The organism is Demequina capsici (assembly GCF_032102965.1).
GTDB classification, from domain to species: domain Bacteria; phylum Actinomycetota; class Actinomycetes; order Actinomycetales; family Demequinaceae; genus Demequina; species Demequina capsici.
Window position 1 is genome coordinate 2,648,591 of record NZ_CP134880.1, and the last position, 20,332, is coordinate 2,668,922.

Below are 20,332 nucleotides of genomic sequence, written 5' to 3' on the forward strand. Positions count from 1 at the left end.
CCCCACGCATCGCAGGGTCAGGATGCGTAGGTGTGGAGCCCCTGGAAGTACAGGTTGACGATGGTGAAGTTCATGATGAGAGCCACGAACGCTCCCACCGACACCCAGGCGGACTTGCGGCCCAGCCAGCCCGTGGTGGTGCGCGCGTGAAGATATGCCGCGTACAGCACCCAGATGACGAACGACCAGATCTCCTTGGGGTCCCAGCCCCAGTACCGGCCCCAGGCGTGCTCCGCCCAGATGGCGCCGGCCATCACGGTGAAGGTCCACAGCACGAAGCCGACGGCGTTGAGCCGGAACGCGACGCCCTCCAGCTTCTGCGCGCTGGGGACGGCCTCGAACCACCTGGTGCGCTGCGTCCACCTGACGATGACGTTGCGCCCCCTGGTCCCCAGACGGCTCATGGCACCGCCGCTGACCTCGCGCTGTCCGTCCGCGCGCTCGTACTGGAGCAGCTGCAGGACGGTCGCGGCGAACGCGACGACGAACACGCCGGTGGAGATGATCGCGATGGACACGTGGATGACCAGCCAGAAGCTCTGCAGCGCGGGGCGCAGGCCGTCCGCGGCGGAGTACAGGACGGTCAGGCCGAGCCCGAGCGTCAGCGTCGCGAAGCCCATGACGCCGGCGCCCAGGTACGTGATGTCCTTGCGCGACTGGACGAACGCGAACACGGCCACCGCGGTCAGCGACCCGGTGATCGTGTAGCCGTACATGTTGGACCACGGCACGTGGTCGGCCTCGAAGAAGCGCGCGATCAGGCCGATCACGTGGAGCACCAGGCCCATGTACATGGCCGAGCGCGCCGCGCCGAGCGCGCGGTCGGCGGCGGACCGGCGTGGCTGGTCGGAGTCGTCGCCGTCGTCCACGACGAACGACGTCGCTCCCGATGCCATGGCGGCGACCGCGGCATCGTCCCCGTCGCGGGCGCCGACCGCGACCCTCTCACGGACCGGGGCCTCCGCCTTCACCTCCGAAGGGGCGTCGACGCCGCCTTCGCGCGCGCGGATGCGCTCGTCGGCCACGCGGGACAGCCGGATGGACCAGGCGACCATGGCGACGGCGTACAGCGCCGCCGCGGCCCACAAGGTGATGATCGAAAGGAGCTGCGGGGACATCTCATTCCTCCTCGACGCGCCGCAAGCGGCCGGTGGCCGCATCGAGGACTCGACGCATCTCGTCTGCGGCCCCGGCGTCATGGGCGGGCGCCATCATGGCCGCGCGCACCACTGTAGTCTGCTCGCCCGGATGGGAGCCCAGGGGAGCGATGATCCAGAGCCTGCGCCGGGGGGAGAACAGGCTGAAGGCGAGGCCGACGAGCGCGCCGATCGCCGCGGCGAGCAGCCACGGGAGCGACGGGTCGGCGCGCAGGTCGAAGGCCGCGTAGCGCAGGGTGCCGGTCCACGCGAAGGTGCCCAAGCCGTCGGGAAGCGTGACCGTCTCACCGGGAGATACCACCACGGACCACACGTCGCCCGCATCGTCCCTGAGGGGGCTCAGCTGCGACTGGTCCAGGATGTACACGTTCTGCGGGATGCCGGTGTCGAGCCCCAGGTTCCCGGTGTAGCCCTGCAGCAGCAGCACGGGGTTCTCGAGGTCGGGATAGATGGACACCAGGCTGTCACCGCTCTGCGCGGCGGTGGGCAGCAGCGTCGCGACGAACCCGAGCTGTTCGCCCGACGTGACGTCCGGCACCTTGATGACGCCGGTCGATGTGTAGGACGCGTCCTGCGGCAGGAACGGCACCGCGTCGGAGAACGCGACGTTGCCGTCGGAGTCGGTGACGGTGATCTGCGGCGCGTAGCCGTTGCCCTGCAGGTAGATCTTGCCTCCGTCCACCTGCAACGGCCTGTTCACCTGGATGGTGGTCGAGTACGGGTCGCCGTCGGGCTCCTGGAAGGTCACGTGGGCCGTGAAGTCCTCAGGCATGCCGGAGGCGGCGAACGTCGCGTCCAGCTTGTCGAGCGTCAGGCGGAACGGATCCAGGCTGGACTCCTGGAACAGGTTGCCGGAGCTGAACGAGTCGTAGTCCACCACGGCGTTCGTGAAGGAGCCGCCCTCCACGATGATCGCCTGGCCGCGGTAGGTCAGCAGCGAGCCGACGCCCACCGCCGCGAGGATGCACACGAGCGACACGTGGAACAGCAGGTTGCCTGCCTCACGCAGGCTCTCGCGGCTGGCGGACAGCACCAGCTCGGTCTCGGCGTCGCCTCCGCGGCTGGGACGCTCGTCGATGCGCACGCGCCAGCCCGTCAGCGAGGCGAACCAGGCGGGACGGCGCAGCGCGAACGTGCGGGTTCCTGCGGTGGCCTGCGCCCTGAAGAACATCGGTCGGAGGTGCCGCTCCGCCGCGGAGAGCACGTCGCGCGCCTCCGACCGCACCTCGACCTGGTCGCGGTTCTCGTAGCGGTCGAGCCGTGCGGGCGCCATGGGCACCTCCGCGCGGAGGTTGCGCCAGTACACGCGGACGCGCGGCAGGATGCAGCCGATCAGCGACAGGAACAGCAGCACGTAGATGGCCGTGAACCACGCCGACCCGAACACGTCGAAGAAGCCCATCGCGTCGAGCGCGCGCCCCCACCATCCGTACTCGGCGATGAAGGCCTTCACATCCGCCGGGTTGAGCGGGGTCTGCGGCAGGATCGAGCCGGGGACGGACGCGAGGGCGAGCAGCAGCAGGAGGATCAGCGCCACACGCATCGACGTGACCTGACGCCAGATCCACCGCATCCACCCGCGGAATCCCAGCCGTGGCGCGTCGGCGATCGCGTAGTTGTCGATCTTGAGGCGGGCCATCAGATCGCCACCCAGTAGCCGTCGATCCAGCCCTGCAGCACCGCGGTGAAACGGTCCCACAGGCCGGTCACGAGCGCCACGCCCAGGACGATGAGCAGGGCGCCGCCCACCCGCATGAGCGCAAGCCGATGCCGCCGCAGCCAGCCGAGGACCCTGCCTGAGCGCTCGAACCAGAACGCGAGCGCGAGGAAGGGCAGGCCGAGCCCGAGGCAGTAGGCGAACGCGAGGATCGCGCCCTGCGCCTGGGAGCCCTCGTTGAGCCCCAGCGTGAGCACCGCGGACAGCGTGGGGCCGATGCAGGGCGTCCAGCCGAGCCCGAACGCTGCGCCCAGGAGCGGCGCCCCCAGGAGGCCCGCGCGGGGGCTCACATGCACGCGACGCTCGGCCTGGAGGAACGGCATGGCGCCCATGAACCCGAAGCCGAGCACGATGATCAGCACGCCGAGCACCCTGGTGACGACGTCCATCTGCGCCTGGAGCTGCGCGCCCGCCGAGGACGCGAGGAAGCCGAGCGCGACGAACACCGCTGAGAAGCCCAGCACGAACAGCAGCGCGCCCAGCACCAGGCGCGGTCGGCTGGCCCGGTCACGGGTGCTGACTCCGACGCCCGCGCCGGCCATGCCGGACACGTAGCCCAGGTAGCCGGGCACCAGCGGGACGACGCAGGGCGAGGCGAAGCTCACCAGTCCCGCCAGCATGGCCACGGGGATGCCGATGAGCAGCGAGCCGGTGAGCACCTGCTGGGCGAGGTCGCCGCCCAGCGAGGCGATGACGGTCACTCGGCGGTCCCGGCGTCGGCAGTGGCCGAAGCGGTCGCGTCGGACGCGGTCGGGTCGACGGAGGCCGCACCGGTCCCTTCGAGGTCGGCGAGGTCGAGCGTGAGCCCGGTCGACGCGGCAGCGTCGAGCACGAGCGAACGGAGCGTCGAGGGCTCCACGCGGCCGACGACGCGGGCGTAGAGCCTGCCCTCGGGATCCAGCACCAGCGAGGTCGGGACGGCGTTCATGGCGATCACGCCCTGCAGCTGCGAGGTGGCGCCGCCGTCCTTGTCGTCGATGCTGGGGTAGGCGATGCCGAAGGTCCGCTCGAATGCGGCCGCGGTCTCGGCTCCGTCGCGCGAGTTCACGCCGACCAGCTGGACACCGTCCTCCGCGTCGAGCGCGGCGAGGTCGGCGGCCTCCGCACGGCACGGCGGGCAGGCCGCGTACCAGGCGTTGATGACGACCACCTGGCCGCGCCAGTCCGCGGTGTCCACGGCGGTGCCGTCGAAGGCCGTGCCGGTGAGGTCCAGCTCCTGCCTGTCGGAGTCGCTGAAGATGGTGACGGTGCCATCGCCGCTCACGTAGCCAGGCGACTGCGCGGCGTCGGGCGGCGAGCACGCGGCGAGCGCCAGCACCACGGCCACGACGATGGCCGCGAAGATGATCAGCCGGGAGCCACGCTTCATCGCGGTACCTCGATGTGCGCGGCTGGCTCGCGGTACTCCATCGCCACCGGCTCGCCACCTTCGAACGTGAACGACGTGAGCGACGCGAGACCGCACTCGCGGCTGCGAGGGTCATGGAGCAGGGAACGATGCTCGTAGGTGGAGCGCGCCACCCAGATGGGCAGCTGGTGGCTCACCATCAGGGTCTCGCCCTCCGGGGTCGCGGCGGCCGCGTCCCGCAACGCCGACCACATGCGCGCGGACTGCTCCTTGTACGGCTCGCCCCACGACGGCTTCCAGGGGTTGCGGAGCCGCCACAGCGCGCGCGGATTGAGGAAGTCCTTGGGGCCGGACGGCAGCGGGTCGCCCTCCCAGATGTTGCCTGCCTCGATGATGCGCGGCTCCGTGTCGATCTCGACCGCGAACGCGGCGGCGATGGGGGCGGCGGTCTCCTGCGCGCGCTGCAGCGGGGAGGCGACGACGCGTCGGATGTCCACGGCCCGCTCGACCAGGTCCGCGGCGACCGCGTCGGCCATGGCACGGCCGGCCTCGGACAGGCGGAAGCCTGGCAGGCGGCCGTACAGGACCTTGTCTGGATTATGGACGTGGCCGTGGCGCAGCAGATGGACGACGGGCATGGGCCCCATTGTCACCCGGACTTAGGTCCCCGCGGTACCCGCCGGGGTAAAGGGCGGGACACGGAACGCGCAGAGATCGCTGAGAGCGCGTCAGACGGCGTCGTGCCTGGCGAGCGCGGCAGCGAGCAGCGTGGGCTCGATCCTCCAGAACGCGACGGTCTCGCCGTCCACGGTGACCACGGGGACCTCCTCGCCGTAGCGCTCCTTCAGCGCCGGGTCGGCGTCGATGTCGACCTCCGTCCACAGGACGCCCCGGTCCGCGCAGACGGCCTGGACCACGCCGCGCCCTTCGTCGCACAGATGACAGCCCTGGCGGCTGTACAGCACCACTCGCTCCGTCATGCGATCAGGATAGGTCGCTCGCCGCGGGGCCGCCGCAGGCTCGGGCGCGAGGAGCCGCGGCCGAGCCCTCGTCCACGCGCGACGCGCCCGGATGTCAACTGTGGTGCTCCCCACAAGCGCCTCGAAGGTCACGGGAACATCACGGCCGCTCGCTAGAGTGGGTCGGGTGACTGCCCGTCAGCCCGCCCCCGAGCCTGGCACGCGGATCGCGGCGTTCTTCGACGTCGACAACACGATCATTCGCGGCGCCAGTGCTTTCCATATCGCCAGGGGCCTCAAGCAGCGTGGCTTCTTCACCAACCGGGACCTGTTCCACTTCGCGTGGGAGCAGTTCAAGTACAACATCTTCGGCGAGTCCAAGGAGCAGATGGCGTCGCTCCGCTCGGAGGCGCTGTCGATCGTCAAGGGCTGGTCCGTCGCAGAGATGAACGCGATCGGCGAGGAGGTGTACGACGAGGTCCTCGCGTTGCGCATCTTCCCTGGCACCAAGGCGATCATCGACGAGCACCGAGCCCAGGGCCACGAGGTTTGGCTGGTCACCGCCTCTCCCGTGGAGATCGGCCGGCTGATCGCCCGCCGCCTGGGCGCGACCGGAGCGCTGGGCACCGTCGCCGAGCAGAAGGGCGGCTACTACACGGGCGTCCTGGTCGGCTCGATGCTGCACGGTTCGCACAAGGCCGACGCCGTCACCGTGCTCGCCGAGGAGCGTGACCTCGCGCTCCGATCCAGCTTCGCCTACGGCGACTCCATGAACGACGCGCACATGCTCGAGACGGTCGGCCATCCGTGCGCGATCAACCCGGACCGACGGCTGCGCGCCCACGCCAGGCGGTGCGGCTGGCCCGTGAAGGACTTCCGCGGCCGCAACTCCCAAGGTCGCCGCAGCATCGCCCGCGCATCCATGACCGGATCGGTGTGGGCGCTCATGCAGGTGCTGCGCGGCATCAAGCGCGCGTTGCTGGCTCCGTTCAGGCGGGGGCGCGGCGACGACCTTGCCGCGGACAACCCTCAGGCACGCAAGCTGTAGCGCCACGCCGCACCCGCCAGCTCCCGCAGGAGTCGCACCTCGAGGCGCCGGAACGCACGAGGCCCGCGCCACCTGGGTGGCACGGGCCTGTGATGTCGTCACGCCGCGAGCGGCGCGGGCGACTACTTCTTGTTGCGGCGCTGGTGGCGCGTCTTGCGAAGGAGCTTGCGGTGCTTCTTCTTCGACATGCGCTTGCGGCGCTTCTTGATGACGGAACCCATGGGTACCTACCTCGAGATCGACGAACTTGTGGGCGTCCTGCGCGCAGGACGCGACAGACAGTGGACTAGCCTACCGCGCCTGCGGACCTGTCGTCATCTTCGGTGATAAGGCCGCCGTTCAGCTCAGCCTGGCGCATGAACTCGTCGACCGCGGCCTGCGGGACCCGGAAGGACCTGCCGAAGCGCACCGCAGGCATGTCGCCCGCGTGCACCCAGCGATACACGGTCATGCGGGACACCCTCAGCATGTCCGCCACCTCCGCGACGGTCAGGAAGGTGGTGCGCGGCGCGTTGTCCTCGGCCATGTCCAGGTGTCTCCTTCAGCTCATCCAGCGCAGATATCGGCTGAATGCTCCCTCCACTGTAGGGGCTGATGTGACAGTTGTGAAGAACAACGAAAGTGTCGATAGTGGGGTGAGGAGCGTCACTACGATGGCCCCCAGCCCCGTGCGGACGGGGTTCGACATACCGATCTGCACGCCCGCGGGCGCGCGAGGGGACGTGGATGGACAGGCTGCACGGTTGGCGTGACGCCGTCGGCGAATGGTTCGACCAGATCGCCCTTCAGACGCCGGCCCGGCTCGCCGTCGGCGGGTTCGCCACCATCATCCTGCTCATCACAGGCCTGCTGTCGCTGCCGTTCGCCACGGCGTCGGGCCAGCGCGCACCCTTCGCCGACGCCCTGTTCACCGCCACCTCGGCCGTCTGCGTCACGGGCCTCACCACGGTCGATACCGGGCTCTACTGGTCGGACTTCGGCCGCGCAGTGATCCTGGTGGGCATCAAGATCGGTGGCCTGGGGATCATGACCCTCGCCTCGTTCCTGGGCCTGGCGGTGTCGCGTCGCCTGGGCCTCACCCAGCGCATGCTCGCGGCCGACGAGGCGCGCGCGGGCGGGCTGGGCGACGTGAAGCACCTGCTGCGCACCATCCTCATCGTGTCCACCGGCGTGGAGCTGACGATCACGCTGATCCTGTTCCCCAGCCTCTGGCGGGACGGCCTGCCACCCCTGACAGCCGCGTGGCACGCGCTGTTCTACGCGGTGTCCGCCTTCAACAACGCCGGATTCGTCCCGAACGACACCGGCCTCGTCGAGTACGCGGGCGACCCGTGGGTCGCGCTTCCCGTCGCGATGGGCGTCTTCATCGGCGCGCTCGGGTTCCCTGTCTACCTCAACCTCATCCGCGCCTGGCGCAAGCCGCGCACGTGGAGCCTCCACACCAAGATCACGCTCGTGATGGTCGCGCTTCTCAGCGTCTTCTCCGCCGGCATGCTCGCTCTGTTCGAGTGGAACAACCCCACGTCGCTCGGCGCGGAGCCGGTCGGGACCCGGCTCATCACCCTGTTCTTCGCGAGCGTCGATCAACGCTCCGGTGGATTCGCTGCGATCAGCCACGAGGGCTTCCATGAGCACACGTGGCTGCTCGAGGACGTCCTCATGTTCATCGGCGGCGGCTCGGGAGGCACCGCGGGCGGCATCCGCGTGACGACGCTCGCCGTGCTGCTGCTCGCGGTCGCGGCGGAGGCGCGCGGTCGGAGGGACATCGAGGCCTTCGGCAAGCGCATCGGCACCGAATCGCTCCGCCTGGCCGTCGCGGTCACCCTCATCAGCCTCTTCTTCGTGATCATCGGCACCGGCGCCATCCTGATGTTCACTTCCAACCTGCACTGGAGCCTCGACAAGGTGCTCTTCCAAGTAGTCTCGGCGTATGCGACATGTGGGCTGTCCGTCCTGTCGTCCGAGCAGGTGGCCCAGATGCCGGAGATCGTCAAGCACATCACCTCGGCGCTCATGTTCGTCGGCCGCCTCGGGTCCGTCACCGTGGCCGCGTCGCTCGCGCTGAACAAGCAGCGTCGGGTGATCCGGTACCCGTCAGAAAGGCCCCTCATTGGCTAGCAACGAGACCACCTCCTCGGGCGTCCTGGTCATCGGCCTGGGCCGCTTCGGGTCCGCGCTCGCGGACGAGCTGGACAGCATGGACGTCGAGGTGCTCGCCGTCGAGCGGGACGCCGCGCTCGTCGAGCGGTGGTCCAAGCGCCTGCCCGTCGTCGAGGCCGACGCCACGGACCCGCGCGCCATGGAGCAGATCGGCGCCTCCGACTTCGGCGCGGCCGTCGTCGGCGTCGGCACCTCCCTCGAGGCCTCCGTGCTCATCACGGGAAACCTGGTCGACGTGGGCATCCCGGAGATCTGGGCCAAGGCGATCTCCGTGGAGCACAAGCGCATCCTCCAGCGCATCGGCGCCCACAACATCGTCCTTCCCGAGACCGAGTCGGGCACGCGCGTCGCCCACTCCGTCGGCGGCAAGATGCTCGACTACATCGAGGTCGAGGACGGGTTCGCGATCGTCAAGATGCGCGCCCCCAAGGAGACCCACAACTTCCGGCTCGAGGAGCTGGACCTTCGCAACAAGTGGGACCTGCAGGTCATCGGCGTCAAGGTGCCTGGCGAGGACTTCGAGTACGGCGGCCGCGACACGCTCATCACTCCTGACTGCATCCTGGTGGTCGGAGGAGACTCGGACGTGCTGGAGCGCTTCTCACAGCGACCGTAAGCGGCGCCGCGGGGGCGGCGTGGACGGAGGGGACCATGATCGAGGGGGATCCGCAGCGCGCGACGTTCGACGCCGCGATCGCCGAGCTGGACGAACGCAGCCGCCGTCGGGACGTCTCCTTCGCGACCTGGAAGGCCAGGAACGCGCTCTGGTCCACCGGGGTCCACGCAGCCGCCTGGACCACGTTCAACGTCGCCTACGCCGTCACGGGCGAGCCTCCGTCGACCACCTCGGGCGGCATGCTCGGCATCGTCATGGTGCTGACCGGCTTCATCTCCTGGATGCTGCTGTCCGAGTGGATGTGCGGCATCGCGTACGTGCGTCGCAGCCAGGGGCTCACCATGCCGAGCAATGCGTGGATCTACTTCTCGTGGTGGATCCCCGTCGCCGAGCTGTTCTCCCCCGCGAGGACGATGCGACGGCTCGGCCAGGGGGCGGTGAGCACCTGGCTCCTGCTCGCGTGGTGGCTTCCTTGGCTGGTCGCGACCGGCCTGGTCACGGCCCGGGACTCGGCTGCGGACCCGACGCAGCCCGCGCTCGTCGCCGCGACAGCGATCGTCGTGTCCAGGCTCGCGCTTCAACGGATCATCCGGCGGGTCTCGACCGCCGTGGCCTGATCGTGTCCTTCACGTGCCTGGATCGTGACCACCCCACGCTTCTGCGCAGATGTTCGTCCTCCTAGCATGAGGACTATGGGGACACAGCTCGGGGGGTACGGACGTCAGGCGCGTCGCGCGGGCGTCATCATCGGCTTGCTCGCGATGGCAGGCATGCTCACCGCTTGCTCGGGCTCGGGAGCCTCGGACAGCGCCGGGTCATACGCGGGCGGCGACACGGAGGCCGCCTACGACGGCGATTCGGCGGCGGTGACCGACACCACCGACACCACGTCCACCTCGTCGCAGGACGACGCCGTGATCGTGACCGGCTCGGTGTACATGACGGTCGATGACCCGATCGGCACCGCCGACACCGTCGTCACGCTCGTCGAGTCGAGCGGAGGACGCATCGACGGCCGCAGCGAGACCGCTCCATCCGAGGGCTACGGCGGCGCCGCGATGCTCACCCTGCGGATCCCCGCCGACCAGGTGGACGCCGTCGTGGCCCAGCTGCGGACGCTCGGCACGATCGACGAGCTCAGCACGCAGAGCCGGAACGTCGGCGACGAGGTCACCGACCTCGACGCGAGGATCTCGACGTTGCGGGCCTCGACCACCCGCATCGAGGGCCTGTTGGACTCCGCCAAGGACATCGACGACATCATCGCGCTCGAGGACGAGCTCGCGAGCCGTCAAGCCGAGCTCCAGAGCCTCGAGGCGCAGCAGCGCGGCCTCAGCGATCAGGTGGCGCTGTCCACGATCGAGCTGTCGCTCACGACCGAGCCTGTGGACGCGATCATCATCGACGACAGCCCCTCGAACTTCTGGGACGGGATCGTCTCGGGCTGGAACGGCCTCGTGACCGTCGTGTCCGCCGCGCTCGTCGTGCTCGGGGTGCTGCTGCCGTGGGCGCTCGCCGCAGGGCTCGTGACGGTCGCGGGGCTCGCCGTGGTCCGGCTCGTCAGGTCGAGGCGCACCGCGTCGGCTGTCGACGACGATCAGCCGGCGCCTGCGAGCGCGGCGACCACCTCGTCGTCCGTGGACTGACGGAAGTCCTCGTACCACTGCCCCACCGCGTCCATCGGCTGCGGGATCAGCACCGCGATCGCGGCGTCCGCCTCGTGCGACAGCGAGTCGATGACGTCGCCGGGCGCGACGCCCACGGCCACGATGATGCGACCCGCGCCCCTGGCCCTGCACACGGCGATGGCAGCACGCACGGTCCCGCCGGTCGCGATCCCGTCGTCCACGATCACGACCGTGCGCCCCGCCACCCGTGCGGGCGGCATGTCACCGCGGTACAGGACGACGCGCCGATCCAGCTCCGCGCGCTCCCGGGAGACGACCACGTCCACGGCGGCGTCGCTCAGACCGGCCATCGCGAGCGTCGCCAGGTCCGTCACCTGCACGTCGTCCTCACCCAGCGCGCCGAAGCCGAACTCCTCATGTCCAGGGACGCCAAGCTTGCGGACCACCAGCACGTCCAGGTCCAGGTGAAGCGTGTCCGCCACCGCCCTGGCCACGATCACGCCGCCTCGCGGAAGCCCCAGCACGAGCGCGTCATCGCCTTCCAGCAGGGGCTCCAGGAGTCGCGCCACGGCCGCCCCCGCCTCCACGCGGTCGCGCAGGCGGTTCATGCCTTCAGCCTAGGCGCGCACACCTGGCGACGCGCGGCACCGCGCTCACCGTGGCCGCACGATCCTCGCGACCCGGGACCATCCTTCGCTATCGTGGCCGGACCGAGCATGGCGGAGGCCGTGTGGACCCAGGAGGACACGATGGCCGACCCTGACGAGGCACCACAGCACGACGAGACCAACGACGCCACGAGCGCAGGCGCTCAGTCGCCCGCCGCCGCGCCGCTCGCGGTCGCCGCGCGCCAGGCGCGGACGTGGACCGGCGTCTACACCGCCGTCGTGGCCGCGAGCGCGGCGCTGCTGGTCGCCTACCTCTTCGGGGTGGTGCCGCTGACTCCGGACACCCTCCTCACGATCTACGCCGCGATCGGCGTCGGCGCGGTGATGGGCTGGATGCGGCTGGCCGCGTGGATGGGTCAGGTGCGCACGGCTTTGGCCGCGCGTGGCGCGCAGGTGCCGCCGCCGTGGCAGATCTGGCTGAGCTGGCTCATCCCGGTGTACGCGTGGTTCGGTCCCTTCCAGGCGATGAGGCTCCTGACCGCGGGCGTCGAGGGCATCGCTCCTGTGCGGAGCCGCTGGTGGGGCAGCTTCATCATCGCGGGCTTCCTGTGGTTCCAGGTGTACCTGCTCGGCGGTGCCGCGCTCGCGATGATCGGGTTCGCGGGCTCGGCGGTGTCGCTGTTCTTCTCCTCTCGCGCGCTGCGCGAGCTGATCGCCCGCACCACGGAGTCGGTAGCCGGTCCTGCCTGAGGCCGCCCGGCCCGCCGCCCCCTGCCCGCACAGGCAGACGCCCCCGGGGCCTGAGGCTCCCCGAGGGCGTCGTCCCTTGGCGATACGTCGGAGAAGGGGGGCCTTCTAGATGTAGTGCCCAGGGACGTTGTTTGAATCTTGGGCGATGAAGAGAACCTCCAGGCAGAGTGGAGTTGCTACCACTTCGCTCTGAACCTGGAGGTTCTCGTGTCCCACGCTAATGCCGCGCTCACTCCTGTCCAACGCGCCCGGATCGGTCGGATGGTCGTCGATGACGGCTGGAGCATCGCTGAAGCGGCCCGCTACTTCCGTGTCTCCTGGCCCACGGCGGCGAAGTGGGTGCAGCGCTACCTCGAGATGGGTCGGGTCGGCATGGACGACCGCTCCTCACGCCCACACCGCTCACCAAACAAGACGGCGCAACCATTGGTGCGCAAGATCGTGCACAAGCGCATCAAGACCAGACGCGGGCCAGTGGAGATCGCTTCCCTCACGGGCGTGCCCGCGTCGACCGTGTACGCCGTGCTGAAACGCTGCCGCCTGAACCGCCTGTCCCACGTCGACGTCGCCACGGGTGAGCCTGCCCGGCGCTACGAGCACGACCATCCTGGCTCGCTGATCCACGTCGATGTGAAGAAGCTGGGCAACATCCCTGATGGCGGCGGGTGGCGCACCGTCGGACGGCAGCAAGGATGGCGCAACCGGGCCGGCACGCCAGGCAAGGACCGCTCTAAGCACCGAGGCGTGCTGATGCGTCACGCGTACGTCCACACGGTCATCGACGACCACTCCCGCGTCGCGTACGCCGAGATCCACAACGATGAGACCGCCGCCACCGCGATCGGAGTCCTGGTCCGTGCAGTCGCGTGGTTCGCCGCCCGCGGCGTCCACGTCGAAGCCGTGCTGTCCGACAACGGCAGCTGCTACCGCTCGAATGCCTGGCGCGATACCTGCCGCGACCTGGGCATCAAGCACCGCCGTACCCGGCCGTACCGGCCCCAGACCAACGGCAAGATCGAACGCTTCCACCGCACCCTGGCGGACGGCTGGGCATACTCGAAGCACTACAACTCCGAGAAAGCCCGCCGAGCCGCCCTACCGGCCTGGCTGCACTTCTACAACCACCACCGGCAACACTCCGCCATCGGCAAGGTTCCACCCATCACCAGGTTGAACAACCTCCCTGGGCACTACATCTAGACGACCGCCTCGACCTGGACGACGCTTCCGGGCGCCGCGTAGGGGACGTGCATCCCGTCCACGGGCTCGCCGTCCACGGTCAGGCTCGCGCCCTTGCCGCCCGAGTTGACCACGTGGATCACGTAGGTCGCACCACGGACCACGCGGCGCACGGTGAACTCGCCGATCTCCGCGCCGATGCAGGGGTCGACGATCAGGCCGTCGTAGTCGGGGCGGACGCCCAGCAGGTGCTGCGAGACCGCCACGAAGTTCCATGACGCGGTGCCGGTGAGCCACGAGTTCTTCGCCTCGCCGTGGCGGGACGCGTCCTTGCCGGCGATCATCTGCGCGTAGACGTACGGCTCGAGGCGGTGCACCTCGGACTGCTCCTCGCGGTAGGCAGGGGCGATCTGCTTCCAGTACTCCCACGCGATCTCGGCACGGCCAAGGACGGTCTCACCGATGATGATCCACGGGTTGTTGTGGCAGAAGATGCCCGCATTCTCCTTGTAGCCCGGCGGGTACGTGGAGACCTCGCCCAGCTCCACGCGGTACTCGGTGTAGGCCGGGTTCAGCAGGACGATGCCGTGCGGGGTGTTGAGACGCTCGCGGACGGAGTCGAGCGCGCGCGCGGCCTGGCCCGTCTCGACGCCGATGCCGCCCATGACGCAGAAGCCCTGAGGCTCGATCCAGATCTTGCCCTCCTCGTTGAGGTGGCTGCCGACCGGGTTGCCGTAGTAGTCGAACGCACGCGTGAACCAGTCGCCGTCCCAGCCATGCTCGAGCACGGCCGCCTTCATGCCGGCGATCGCGGCCTCTGCACGCTCCGCCTCGGCGAGGTCGCCTCGATGCCGCGCCAGTGCCGCGTACTCGGGGCCGATCGAGGCGAACATGCCCGCGATCAGCACCGACTCGGCCACTCCCCCGGTCTTGTTGCCGGTGGTCTGGAACGACTCGCCCGGCTCGGTGGAGAAGCAGTTGAGGTTGAGGCAGTCGTTCCAGTCGGCGCGACCGATGAGGGGCAGGCCGTGGGGGCCGGCCTTCTCGAGCGGATGGTCGAACGAGCGGCGCAGGTGCTCCATCAAGGACCGCGCCTTCGACTCGTCGTTGTCGAAAGGGACCATCTCGTCGAGGATCGCGAAGTCGCCGGTCTCTTTGATGTAGGCGGCGACGCCCAGGATGAGCCACAGCGGGTCGTCGTTGAAGCCCGATCCGAGCACGTGGTTGCCGCGCTTCGTGAGCGGCTGGTACTGGTGGTAGGCGCTGCCGTCCTCGAACTGGGTGGCGGCGATGTCGAGGATGCGCTCCCGGGCACGTTCGGGCACCAGGTGCACGAAGCCCAGCAGGTCCTGGGACGAGTCGCGGAACCCCATGCCGCGTCCCATGCCGGTCTCGAAGAACGACGCGGAGCGGGACATGTTGTAGGTGACCATGCACTGGTACTGGTTCCAGATGTTGACGGAGCGGTCGAGCCGCTCGTCACCGGACTCGACGGTGTAGGAACCGAGCAGGCCGTCCCAGTAGGCGTTGAGCTCGGCGAAGGACGCGAGCGTGTCCTCGTCGGTGGCGAACGAGGCGAGCAGCTCGTGGGCGCCCACCTTGTTGATGATGCCGGGCTGCTCCCACTTGGCGTCCTGGTCGTTCTCCAGGTAGCCGAGCACGAAGGTGAAGGCCTTGCTCTCGCCGGGCTCGAGCGTCACCTTGAGGTGGTGCGACGCGATCGGGTACCAGCCCGAGGCCATCGAGTCGCCCGAGACGCCCGCATGCGGCACCGCGGCCTCGTGGAAGCCGTTGCCGAACCCGAGGAACGTGTCGCGGTCGGTGTCGAAGCCGTCGATGGGGGCGTTGACGCCGTAGACCGCATAGTGGTTGCGACGCTCGCGGTACTCCGTCTTGTGATAGATCGCGCCGTCGACCACCTCCACCTCGCCGATGGAGAGGTTGCGCTGGTAGTTGGTTTGGTCGTCCTCCGCGTTCCACAGGTTGAACTCGAGGAAGCTGAACAGCGCCAGCTCCTTGACCGCCTCGGTGTCGTTGCGCAGCTCGACCCGGTGGACCTCCGCGTTCACGCCGACGGGCACGAACAGCAGCACGGACGCGGTGACCCCGCCGCGCGAGCCGGTGATGCGGGTGTATCCCATGCCGTGCCGGGTCTCGAACGAGTCGAGCTCCTTCTTGTACGGCCGGTACGAGGGGCTCCACACGTCCCCGCCGTCGTTGATCGAGAAGTAGCGGCCGCCGTCGTCCACGGGGACGTTGTTGTAGCGGTAGCGCGTCAGGCGGCGCAGCTTGGCGTCGCGGTAGAAGCTGTAGCCGCCGCCGGTGTGCGACACGAGGCCGAAGAAGTCCTGCGACCCGAGGTAGTTGATCCACGGGTACGGCGTGTGGGGGGTCTCGATGACGTATTCACGGGCTTCATCGTCGAAGTGGCCGTAGCGCATGGGTCAAGCCTTCCAAAGTCTGCGGAACCGCGCCGGGAGAGCGCTCTCACAGAGTAGCCCGAGCGTCGGCATGGTCGTGAACCGAACGTCCCCTCCAGGGCGTCGAAACGCGTCGAATCGACCGGGAAACCGGTACGAGAGCACCCGCCACGACGTCGTCGCCACGCCGCACGACGCCCCAGGCCGCGCTCCGGCGCACGCCCGGGCCCTGACGCGCGCCCCGACCACCTCCCGCGGCGGGTAGGTTGGCCCCATGCTGCTCTCCGACCGCGACATCCGCGCCGAGATCGAGTCCGGACGGATCGCCCTCGACCCGTACGAGCCCGAGATGATCCAGCCGTCGTCCATCGACGTGAGGCTCGACCGGTTCTTCAGGATCTTCGAGAACCATCGCTACGCCGTGATCGACCCCGCGCAGGAGCAGCCGGACCTCACGCGGCTCGTCGAGGTGGAGGGCGACGCGCCGTTCGTCCTGCACCCCGGCGAGTTCGTGCTGGGCTCCACCTTCGAGTCCGTGACACTCCCCGACGACGTCGCGGCACGCCTCGAGGGCAAGTCCTCGCTGGGGCGCCTGGGACTCCTCACGCATTCGACCGCCGGCTTCATCGACCCGGGCTTCGAAGGCAACGTGACCCTCGAGCTGTCCAACACCGCGACGCTTCCGATCAAGCTCTGGCCGGGCATGAAGATCGGACAGCTGTGCTTCTTCCGGCTCACGTCCCCAGCGGAGCATCCGTACGGATCGGATCGCTACGGCTCGCGGTACCGCGGGCAGCGCGGCCCCACCGCCTCGCTCAGCTGGAAGAGCTTCCACCGCACCCAGATCTGACGGCCCCGGCCGCTCTGCAGGCGCGGACGCACCCCTGACTACATCGAGCCGGGGTAGCGACGCATCTTCGTCGCGATCGCGATCACGACGCCGTCGGCATCCCGCGGAAGCTCCAGCTTGAGCACTCCCGAGACAGGCTCGCGGTACCCGGTGAACCAGCCCAGGTCGCGCATCACGCGACCCAGGTCCGCGAGGCTCTCCGCAAGGTAGCCCCTCTGGTGATCGAAGATGGCGCCGTTCGGCCCCCAGTGGAAGCCGTGGAAGGCCGCCACCTCCTGCGCAAGGCGCGGGTCGGAGGCCTGATCCAGCCTCCCGGGCATCGGGATCTTGTCCATGCGAGCGTTCCTCTCCGTCCGGGGCTACCCGGCCGATTCATCGGCCGCTGCGACGCGACGTTGAGCGATCCGGCCTGGAGCGAGGGGCGGCACGCGAGCCGCGCACTCGAGGCCATCCGTTCGGCGTGCGCGCCGCCCACCCGGATCCGCTGGCAAGGATGTCCGATTCGCACCTTTTCCACAACGCAGCCCACGACCGCACCCGCCGCACTACCGTGCTTCCACGGCGCGAGGGGGGCTCGCGTCCGAACGGGAGCGACCATGGGCATCTCCACGATGGACTTCGCCGCCAGCCTGCCGCACCGGCCGGCCGGCTGGTATCCGGATCCGATCCGACCGGCACGCATGCGCTGGTGGGACGGCGAGGAATGGACCGCCGAAACCGGAGGCGCTCGCACGCCGATCCATACGGCGGCCGCAGCCTTCCCGCCCACGCCTGTTGCGCCGCCAGCCACCATCGCCTCCCCCGCGCCCCGCAGGCGGCATCCTCTGCTCACCGGCGCCGCCGCGGCTGTGCTCACGGTCACCGTGGTCGGGGGTGCCGCATACTGGCTCGCCCACCTGGGCATAGCCCTCTGACCCGACCCGCCGCCGGTGCTGCGGGCCGCGCTACACGATTCCTCGCGGTCCCCGGCGCACGCTACGCTGGGTTCCACGACAGGGGAGCGCCTCCCGGCAGATGCCGGGATGAGGGCGCTGAGAGTGCGGAAGAGCCGCAGACCCTCGAACCTGATCCGGCTAGCACCGGCGTAGGGAGTCGAGTCTCGTCCCCTCCTATCCATGGGAGGAAACCCATGCGCATGACGCGCACCCTGGCCGCGAGCGCGGTCACCATCTCCGTGCTGGCCCTCGCGGCCTGCAGCGGCGGCACCGACGCAGGGACGTCGCCATCCACCTCGTCGTCCGCCTCGGAATCGGCGTCCACGGCCGACGTGGCCGGCACGACGGTCACGGTCGTCACCCACGACTCGTTCGCCGTTCCCGACGACGTGCTCCAGGCCTTCGAGGAGCAGACGGGCATGACGGTCGACTTCGTGCAGCCGGGAGACGCGGGCACGCTTGTCAACCAGCTCGTGCTCACCAAGGACGCCCCGCTGGGAGACGTGGTCTACGGCATCGACAACACGTTCGCCTCCCGCGCGGTCGCAGGCGGAGTGCTCGCGCCCTACACGTCGTCCGCACCGGCCGCCGCGGACGGCACCGACTACCAGGTGCCGGGCGCAGAGGATCTCCTCACGCCGATCGACTACTCGGATGTCTGCCTCAACTACGACCTCGCCTACTTCGCCGACCACGACGTGCCGGTGCCGCAGACACTCGACGACCTGACGAAGCCCGAGTACAAGGGACTGGTCTCGGTGACGAACCCCGCGACCTCCTCCCCCGGGCTCGCTTTCCTGCTGGCGACGATCTCCGAGGAGGGCGACGGCTGGCAGCAGTGGTGGGCCGACATGCGCGCGAACGACGTGCGGGTCACCGCCTCATGGTCGGACTCGTACTACACCGACTTCTCGGCGCCCAACTACGGCGGCGACTACCCGATCGTGCTCAGCTACGCATCGTCCCCTCCGTACGAGGTGATCGACGGTCAGCCGACCACCGCGTCGATGACGGACGGCTGCTTCCGCCAGGTCGAGTACGCGGGCGTGCTCGAGGGCGCCCAGAACGTGGCGGGCGCCCAGCTGGTGGTCGACTGGATGCTGTCGGACGACTTCCAGGCCTCGCTGCCGGAGAACATGTACGTCTACCCCGTGTCGACGTCCGTGTCGGTGCCCTCCGACTGGGCGCAGTACGCCCCACTGTCCGACACCGCTGTGACGATGGACCCGGCCGAGGTCGACGCGAACCGCGACCAGTGGATCCAGGACTGGACGTCGATCGTCCTCGACTGATCCCCTGACCGGCCCACACTGAGCACCATGAGCGCACGCTCCGCGACCGTCCGCCGCCACCTGGCGTGGTGGGCGGTCGCGGCCGTGCCCGTGGCGTTCCTGACGCTGTTCTTCCTCTGGCCCGTCGGGTCGGTGCTGGCGCGAGGCCTTCTCGAGGACTGGGACCTCGCGGCTGCCTGGGACGTGCTGACCCGGTCGCGGACGGTGCACGCGATCGTCACGACGATCGGCCTGGCCCTCGCGGGCACGGTCGGGTCGCTCGCGGTGGGGCTGCCCGCCGCATGGGCGCTGGGCCGCTTCGAGTGGCGCGGGCGGCACACGGTCCGCGCCCTGCTGACCACGCCCTTCGTGCTCCCGACGATCGTCGTCGCGGCAGCGTTCTCGGCACTGTTCTCCGGGCACGGACTGCTTGCCGGCCTGGGCCTCGACCAGACGCCTGCGTCGATCGTGATCGCACTCGTCTTCTTCAACGTGTCCGTGGTGGTGCGCTTCGTGAGCGGCGCGTGGGAGGCGCTGCCCTCGGGCCTGGCCGACGCCGCCCGCACGTTGGGCGCCACCCGCAGCCAGGCATATCTGCGGGTGACGCTGCCCGCGCTCGCACCCTCCATCGCGTCAGCCGCCGCGGTCGTGTTCCTCTTCTGCTCCACCTCCTTCGCATTGGTGCTGATCCTGGGCGGAGCGCGGGTGCGGACCGTGGAGACCGAGATCTACCTGCAGGTGAACCAGTTCCTGGACCTGCGCGCAGCGTCGATGCTCGCGCTCGTGCAGGTGGCGATCGTGGCGCTGGCACTGTGGCTCAGCTCCAGGGCGGGCCGCGCGCGCGGCTTCACGCACACCGTCGCGGGACGACGCGGCCCTCGCCGATCCGAACGTCTGGCGGTCGCCGGGGCGCTGGCACCCGCCGTGATCCTGCTGATCGTGCCGCTGGCGGCGCTCGTGGAGCGGTCGCTTCGCGTGGGCGACGGCTACGGGCTGGACCACTATGCCGCGATCCTCCGCGTCCCCGCGCACGCCGCCCTGCCGGTGCCGATCTGGCGGGCCGCCGCGAACTCCCTGGTCACGGCCGTGATCGCGATGACGCTCGCAGGCCTGGTCGGCGTGACGATCGCGATGCTCGTGGCTGCACGGACGCGGCGCGGCGGTGCGCTCGAGGCCGTCACGATGCTCGCGCTGGGCGTGAGCGCCGTCGTCGTGGGCCTCGGCCTGCTCCTCACGCTCAACAGGAACGTGCTCGGCGTGGACCTGCGGGCGTCGTGGTGGCTGGTGCCGATCGCACAGGCCGTGGTGGCGCTGCCGCTTCTGGTGCGAGCGCTCGTGCCCGCGGCGCGCGCGATCGACCCGCGCCTGCGGGCGGCCGCTGCCAGCCTGGGCGCCAGCCCGTGGCGCGTGCTCACCCGCGTGGACGCGGTGCTGCTGCGCCCCGCGGTCGCGGCGGGACTGGCCTTCGCCTTCGCGATCGCGATGGGCGAGTTCGGCGCGACGGCGTTCGTGGCCCGACCGGACCGACCCACGCTGACCACCGCCATCGCCCGGCTGCTCAGCCGCCCGGGTGCGGACAACGTGGGCCTGGCATACGCGTCGGCCGTGATGCTGGCCATCATGGTGGGGGCGGTCATGATGCTGTCCGAGCGCTGGCGTGCGCGAGCCGGGAGCGGGCTGTGAGCA

General features: G+C 69.7%; 22 protein-coding genes and 1 riboswitch. Of the genes, 11 read left to right on the forward strand and 11 right to left on the reverse strand.

Going from position 1 to position 20,332, the window contains the following annotated elements; all coding sequences use genetic code 11:
* Window positions 1-17: 17 nt before the first annotated feature.
* From ccsB to RN607_RS12635, 6 genes are all read right to left on the reverse strand, one after another.
* Window positions 18-1,118, reverse strand: a complete 1,101-nt coding sequence (gene ccsB, locus RN607_RS12610; RefSeq protein ID WP_313542962.1) for a c-type cytochrome biogenesis protein CcsB — start codon at window positions 1,116-1,118, stop codon at window positions 18-20.
* Window position 1,119: 1 nt separating this feature from the next.
* Window positions 1,120-2,796, reverse strand: coding sequence for a cytochrome c biogenesis protein ResB (gene resB, locus RN607_RS12615; protein ID WP_313542964.1), 1,677 nt, complete (start codon window positions 2,794-2,796; stop codon window positions 1,120-1,122).
* Window positions 2,796-3,575, reverse strand: coding sequence for a cytochrome c biogenesis CcdA family protein (locus RN607_RS12620; RefSeq protein WP_313542967.1), 780 nt, complete (start codon window positions 3,573-3,575; stop codon window positions 2,796-2,798). The genes resB and RN607_RS12620 overlap by 1 nt, the downstream gene beginning before the upstream one ends.
* Entirely contained in the window at window positions 3,572-4,243 is a 672-nt protein-coding gene (locus RN607_RS12625; protein ID WP_313542969.1) for a TlpA family protein disulfide reductase, read from the reverse strand. The genes RN607_RS12620 and RN607_RS12625 overlap by 4 nt, the downstream gene beginning before the upstream one ends.
* Window positions 4,240-4,860, reverse strand: a complete 621-nt coding sequence (locus RN607_RS12630) for a histidine phosphatase family protein (protein WP_313497719.1) — start codon at window positions 4,858-4,860, stop codon at window positions 4,240-4,242. The genes RN607_RS12625 and RN607_RS12630 overlap by 4 nt, the downstream gene beginning before the upstream one ends.
* A 90-nt stretch (window positions 4,861-4,950) precedes the next feature.
* On the reverse strand, window positions 4,951-5,202 hold the full coding sequence (locus tag RN607_RS12635; protein WP_313497721.1) for a glutaredoxin family protein: 252 nt from the start codon (window positions 5,200-5,202) through the stop codon (window positions 4,951-4,953).
* A 166-nt stretch (window positions 5,203-5,368) separates the two neighbouring features.
* Between RN607_RS12635 and RN607_RS12640 the strand changes: the two genes are divergently transcribed.
* The gene (locus RN607_RS12640; RefSeq protein WP_313542971.1) at window positions 5,369-6,229 is read left to right on the forward strand and encodes an HAD family hydrolase; all 861 of its coding nucleotides are present in this window, start codon (window positions 5,369-5,371) and stop codon (window positions 6,227-6,229) included.
* Window positions 6,230-6,351: 122 nt separating this feature from the next.
* Here the strand turns inward: RN607_RS12640 and RN607_RS12645 are convergent, their stop codons facing one another.
* Window positions 6,352-6,450: a 30S ribosomal protein bS22 gene (locus tag RN607_RS12645; RefSeq protein WP_005504750.1), complete on the reverse strand. Its 99-nt coding sequence runs from the start codon at window positions 6,448-6,450 to the stop codon at window positions 6,352-6,354.
* 65 nt (window positions 6,451-6,515) lie between these two features.
* Window positions 6,516-6,755, reverse strand: a complete 240-nt coding sequence (locus RN607_RS12650; protein WP_313497724.1) for a helix-turn-helix domain-containing protein — start codon at window positions 6,753-6,755, stop codon at window positions 6,516-6,518.
* Window positions 6,756-6,955: 200 nt separating this feature from the next.
* On the opposite strand from RN607_RS12650, the gene RN607_RS12655 reads away from it, so the two are divergent.
* The 4 genes from RN607_RS12655 (at window position 6,956) to RN607_RS12670 (ending at window position 10,651) form a co-directional block, all read left to right on the forward strand.
* The gene (locus RN607_RS12655; RefSeq protein ID WP_313542973.1) at window positions 6,956-8,347 is read left to right on the forward strand and encodes a TrkH family potassium uptake protein; all 1,392 of its coding nucleotides are present in this window, start codon (window positions 6,956-6,958) and stop codon (window positions 8,345-8,347) included.
* Complete coding sequence (locus RN607_RS12660; protein WP_313497728.1) at window positions 8,340-9,005, forward strand: potassium channel family protein; 666 nt, start codon at window positions 8,340-8,342, stop codon at window positions 9,003-9,005. Before RN607_RS12655 ends, RN607_RS12660 begins: the two co-directional genes overlap by 8 nt.
* A gap of 35 nt (window positions 9,006-9,040) precedes the next feature.
* Window positions 9,041-9,622 carry a hypothetical protein gene (locus tag RN607_RS12665; protein WP_313542975.1) on the forward strand — a complete coding sequence of 194 codons (582 nt, stop codon included), beginning with the start codon at window positions 9,041-9,043 and terminating at the stop codon, window positions 9,620-9,622.
* 75 nt (window positions 9,623-9,697) lie between these two features.
* A complete protein-coding gene (locus RN607_RS12670; protein WP_313542977.1) occupies window positions 9,698-10,651 on the forward strand; it encodes a DUF4349 domain-containing protein in 954 nt (317 codons plus the stop codon).
* On the opposite strand, the gene RN607_RS12675 is transcribed toward RN607_RS12670, so the two are convergent.
* Window positions 10,603-11,241: a phosphoribosyltransferase gene (locus RN607_RS12675; RefSeq protein ID WP_313542979.1), complete on the reverse strand. Its 639-nt coding sequence runs from the start codon at window positions 11,239-11,241 to the stop codon at window positions 10,603-10,605. The genes RN607_RS12670 and RN607_RS12675 overlap by 49 nt on opposite strands.
* Window positions 11,242-11,334: 93 nt before the next feature.
* Between RN607_RS12675 and RN607_RS12680 the strand changes: the two genes are divergently transcribed.
* Together RN607_RS12680 and RN607_RS12685 are read left to right on the forward strand one after the other, a co-directional pair.
* Window positions 11,335-11,991, forward strand: a complete 657-nt coding sequence (locus RN607_RS12680; RefSeq protein WP_313542982.1) for a hypothetical protein — start codon at window positions 11,335-11,337, stop codon at window positions 11,989-11,991.
* Between the two features lie 207 nt (window positions 11,992-12,198).
* The gene (locus tag RN607_RS12685; RefSeq protein ID WP_313542984.1) at window positions 12,199-13,191 is read left to right on the forward strand and encodes an IS481 family transposase; all 993 of its coding nucleotides are present in this window, start codon (window positions 12,199-12,201) and stop codon (window positions 13,189-13,191) included.
* Here RN607_RS12685 and RN607_RS12690 read toward each other — a convergent pair.
* Window positions 13,188-15,611 (reverse strand): glycoside hydrolase family 94 protein, encoded by a 2,424-nt coding sequence (locus RN607_RS12690; protein WP_313542986.1) that lies wholly within the window; start codon window positions 15,609-15,611, stop codon window positions 13,188-13,190. The genes RN607_RS12685 and RN607_RS12690 overlap by 4 nt on opposite strands.
* A gap of 253 nt (window positions 15,612-15,864) precedes the next feature.
* On the opposite strand from RN607_RS12690, the gene dcd reads away from it, so the two are divergent.
* Window positions 15,865-16,440 carry a dCTP deaminase gene (gene dcd, locus RN607_RS12695; RefSeq protein ID WP_313497737.1) on the forward strand — a complete coding sequence of 192 codons (576 nt, stop codon included), beginning with the start codon at window positions 15,865-15,867 and terminating at the stop codon, window positions 16,438-16,440.
* 38 nt (window positions 16,441-16,478) lie between these two features.
* Here the strand turns inward: dcd and RN607_RS12700 are convergent, their stop codons facing one another.
* Window positions 16,479-16,775: a hypothetical protein gene (locus RN607_RS12700; RefSeq protein ID WP_313497739.1), complete on the reverse strand. Its 297-nt coding sequence runs from the start codon at window positions 16,773-16,775 to the stop codon at window positions 16,479-16,481.
* A gap of 261 nt (window positions 16,776-17,036) precedes the next feature.
* On the opposite strand from RN607_RS12700, the gene RN607_RS12705 reads away from it, so the two are divergent.
* The 3 genes from RN607_RS12705 to RN607_RS12715 all read left to right on the forward strand — a co-directional run bounded on the left by RN607_RS12705 (window position 17,037) and on the right by RN607_RS12715 (window position 20,329).
* Window positions 17,037-17,354 (forward strand): DUF2510 domain-containing protein, encoded by a 318-nt coding sequence (locus RN607_RS12705; protein ID WP_313497741.1) that lies wholly within the window; start codon window positions 17,037-17,039, stop codon window positions 17,352-17,354.
* A 70-nt stretch (window positions 17,355-17,424) separates the two neighbouring features.
* Window positions 17,425-17,548, forward strand: a riboswitch (TPP riboswitch).
* Window positions 17,549-17,575: 27 nt separating this feature from the next.
* Window positions 17,576-18,667, forward strand: a complete 1,092-nt coding sequence (locus RN607_RS12710) for a thiamine ABC transporter substrate-binding protein (RefSeq protein WP_313542988.1) — start codon at window positions 17,576-17,578, stop codon at window positions 18,665-18,667.
* A 27-nt stretch (window positions 18,668-18,694) separates the two neighbouring features.
* Complete coding sequence (locus RN607_RS12715; protein WP_313542990.1) at window positions 18,695-20,329, forward strand: ABC transporter permease; 1,635 nt, start codon at window positions 18,695-18,697, stop codon at window positions 20,327-20,329.
* The last annotated feature ends 3 nt before the right edge of the window (window positions 20,330-20,332 follow it).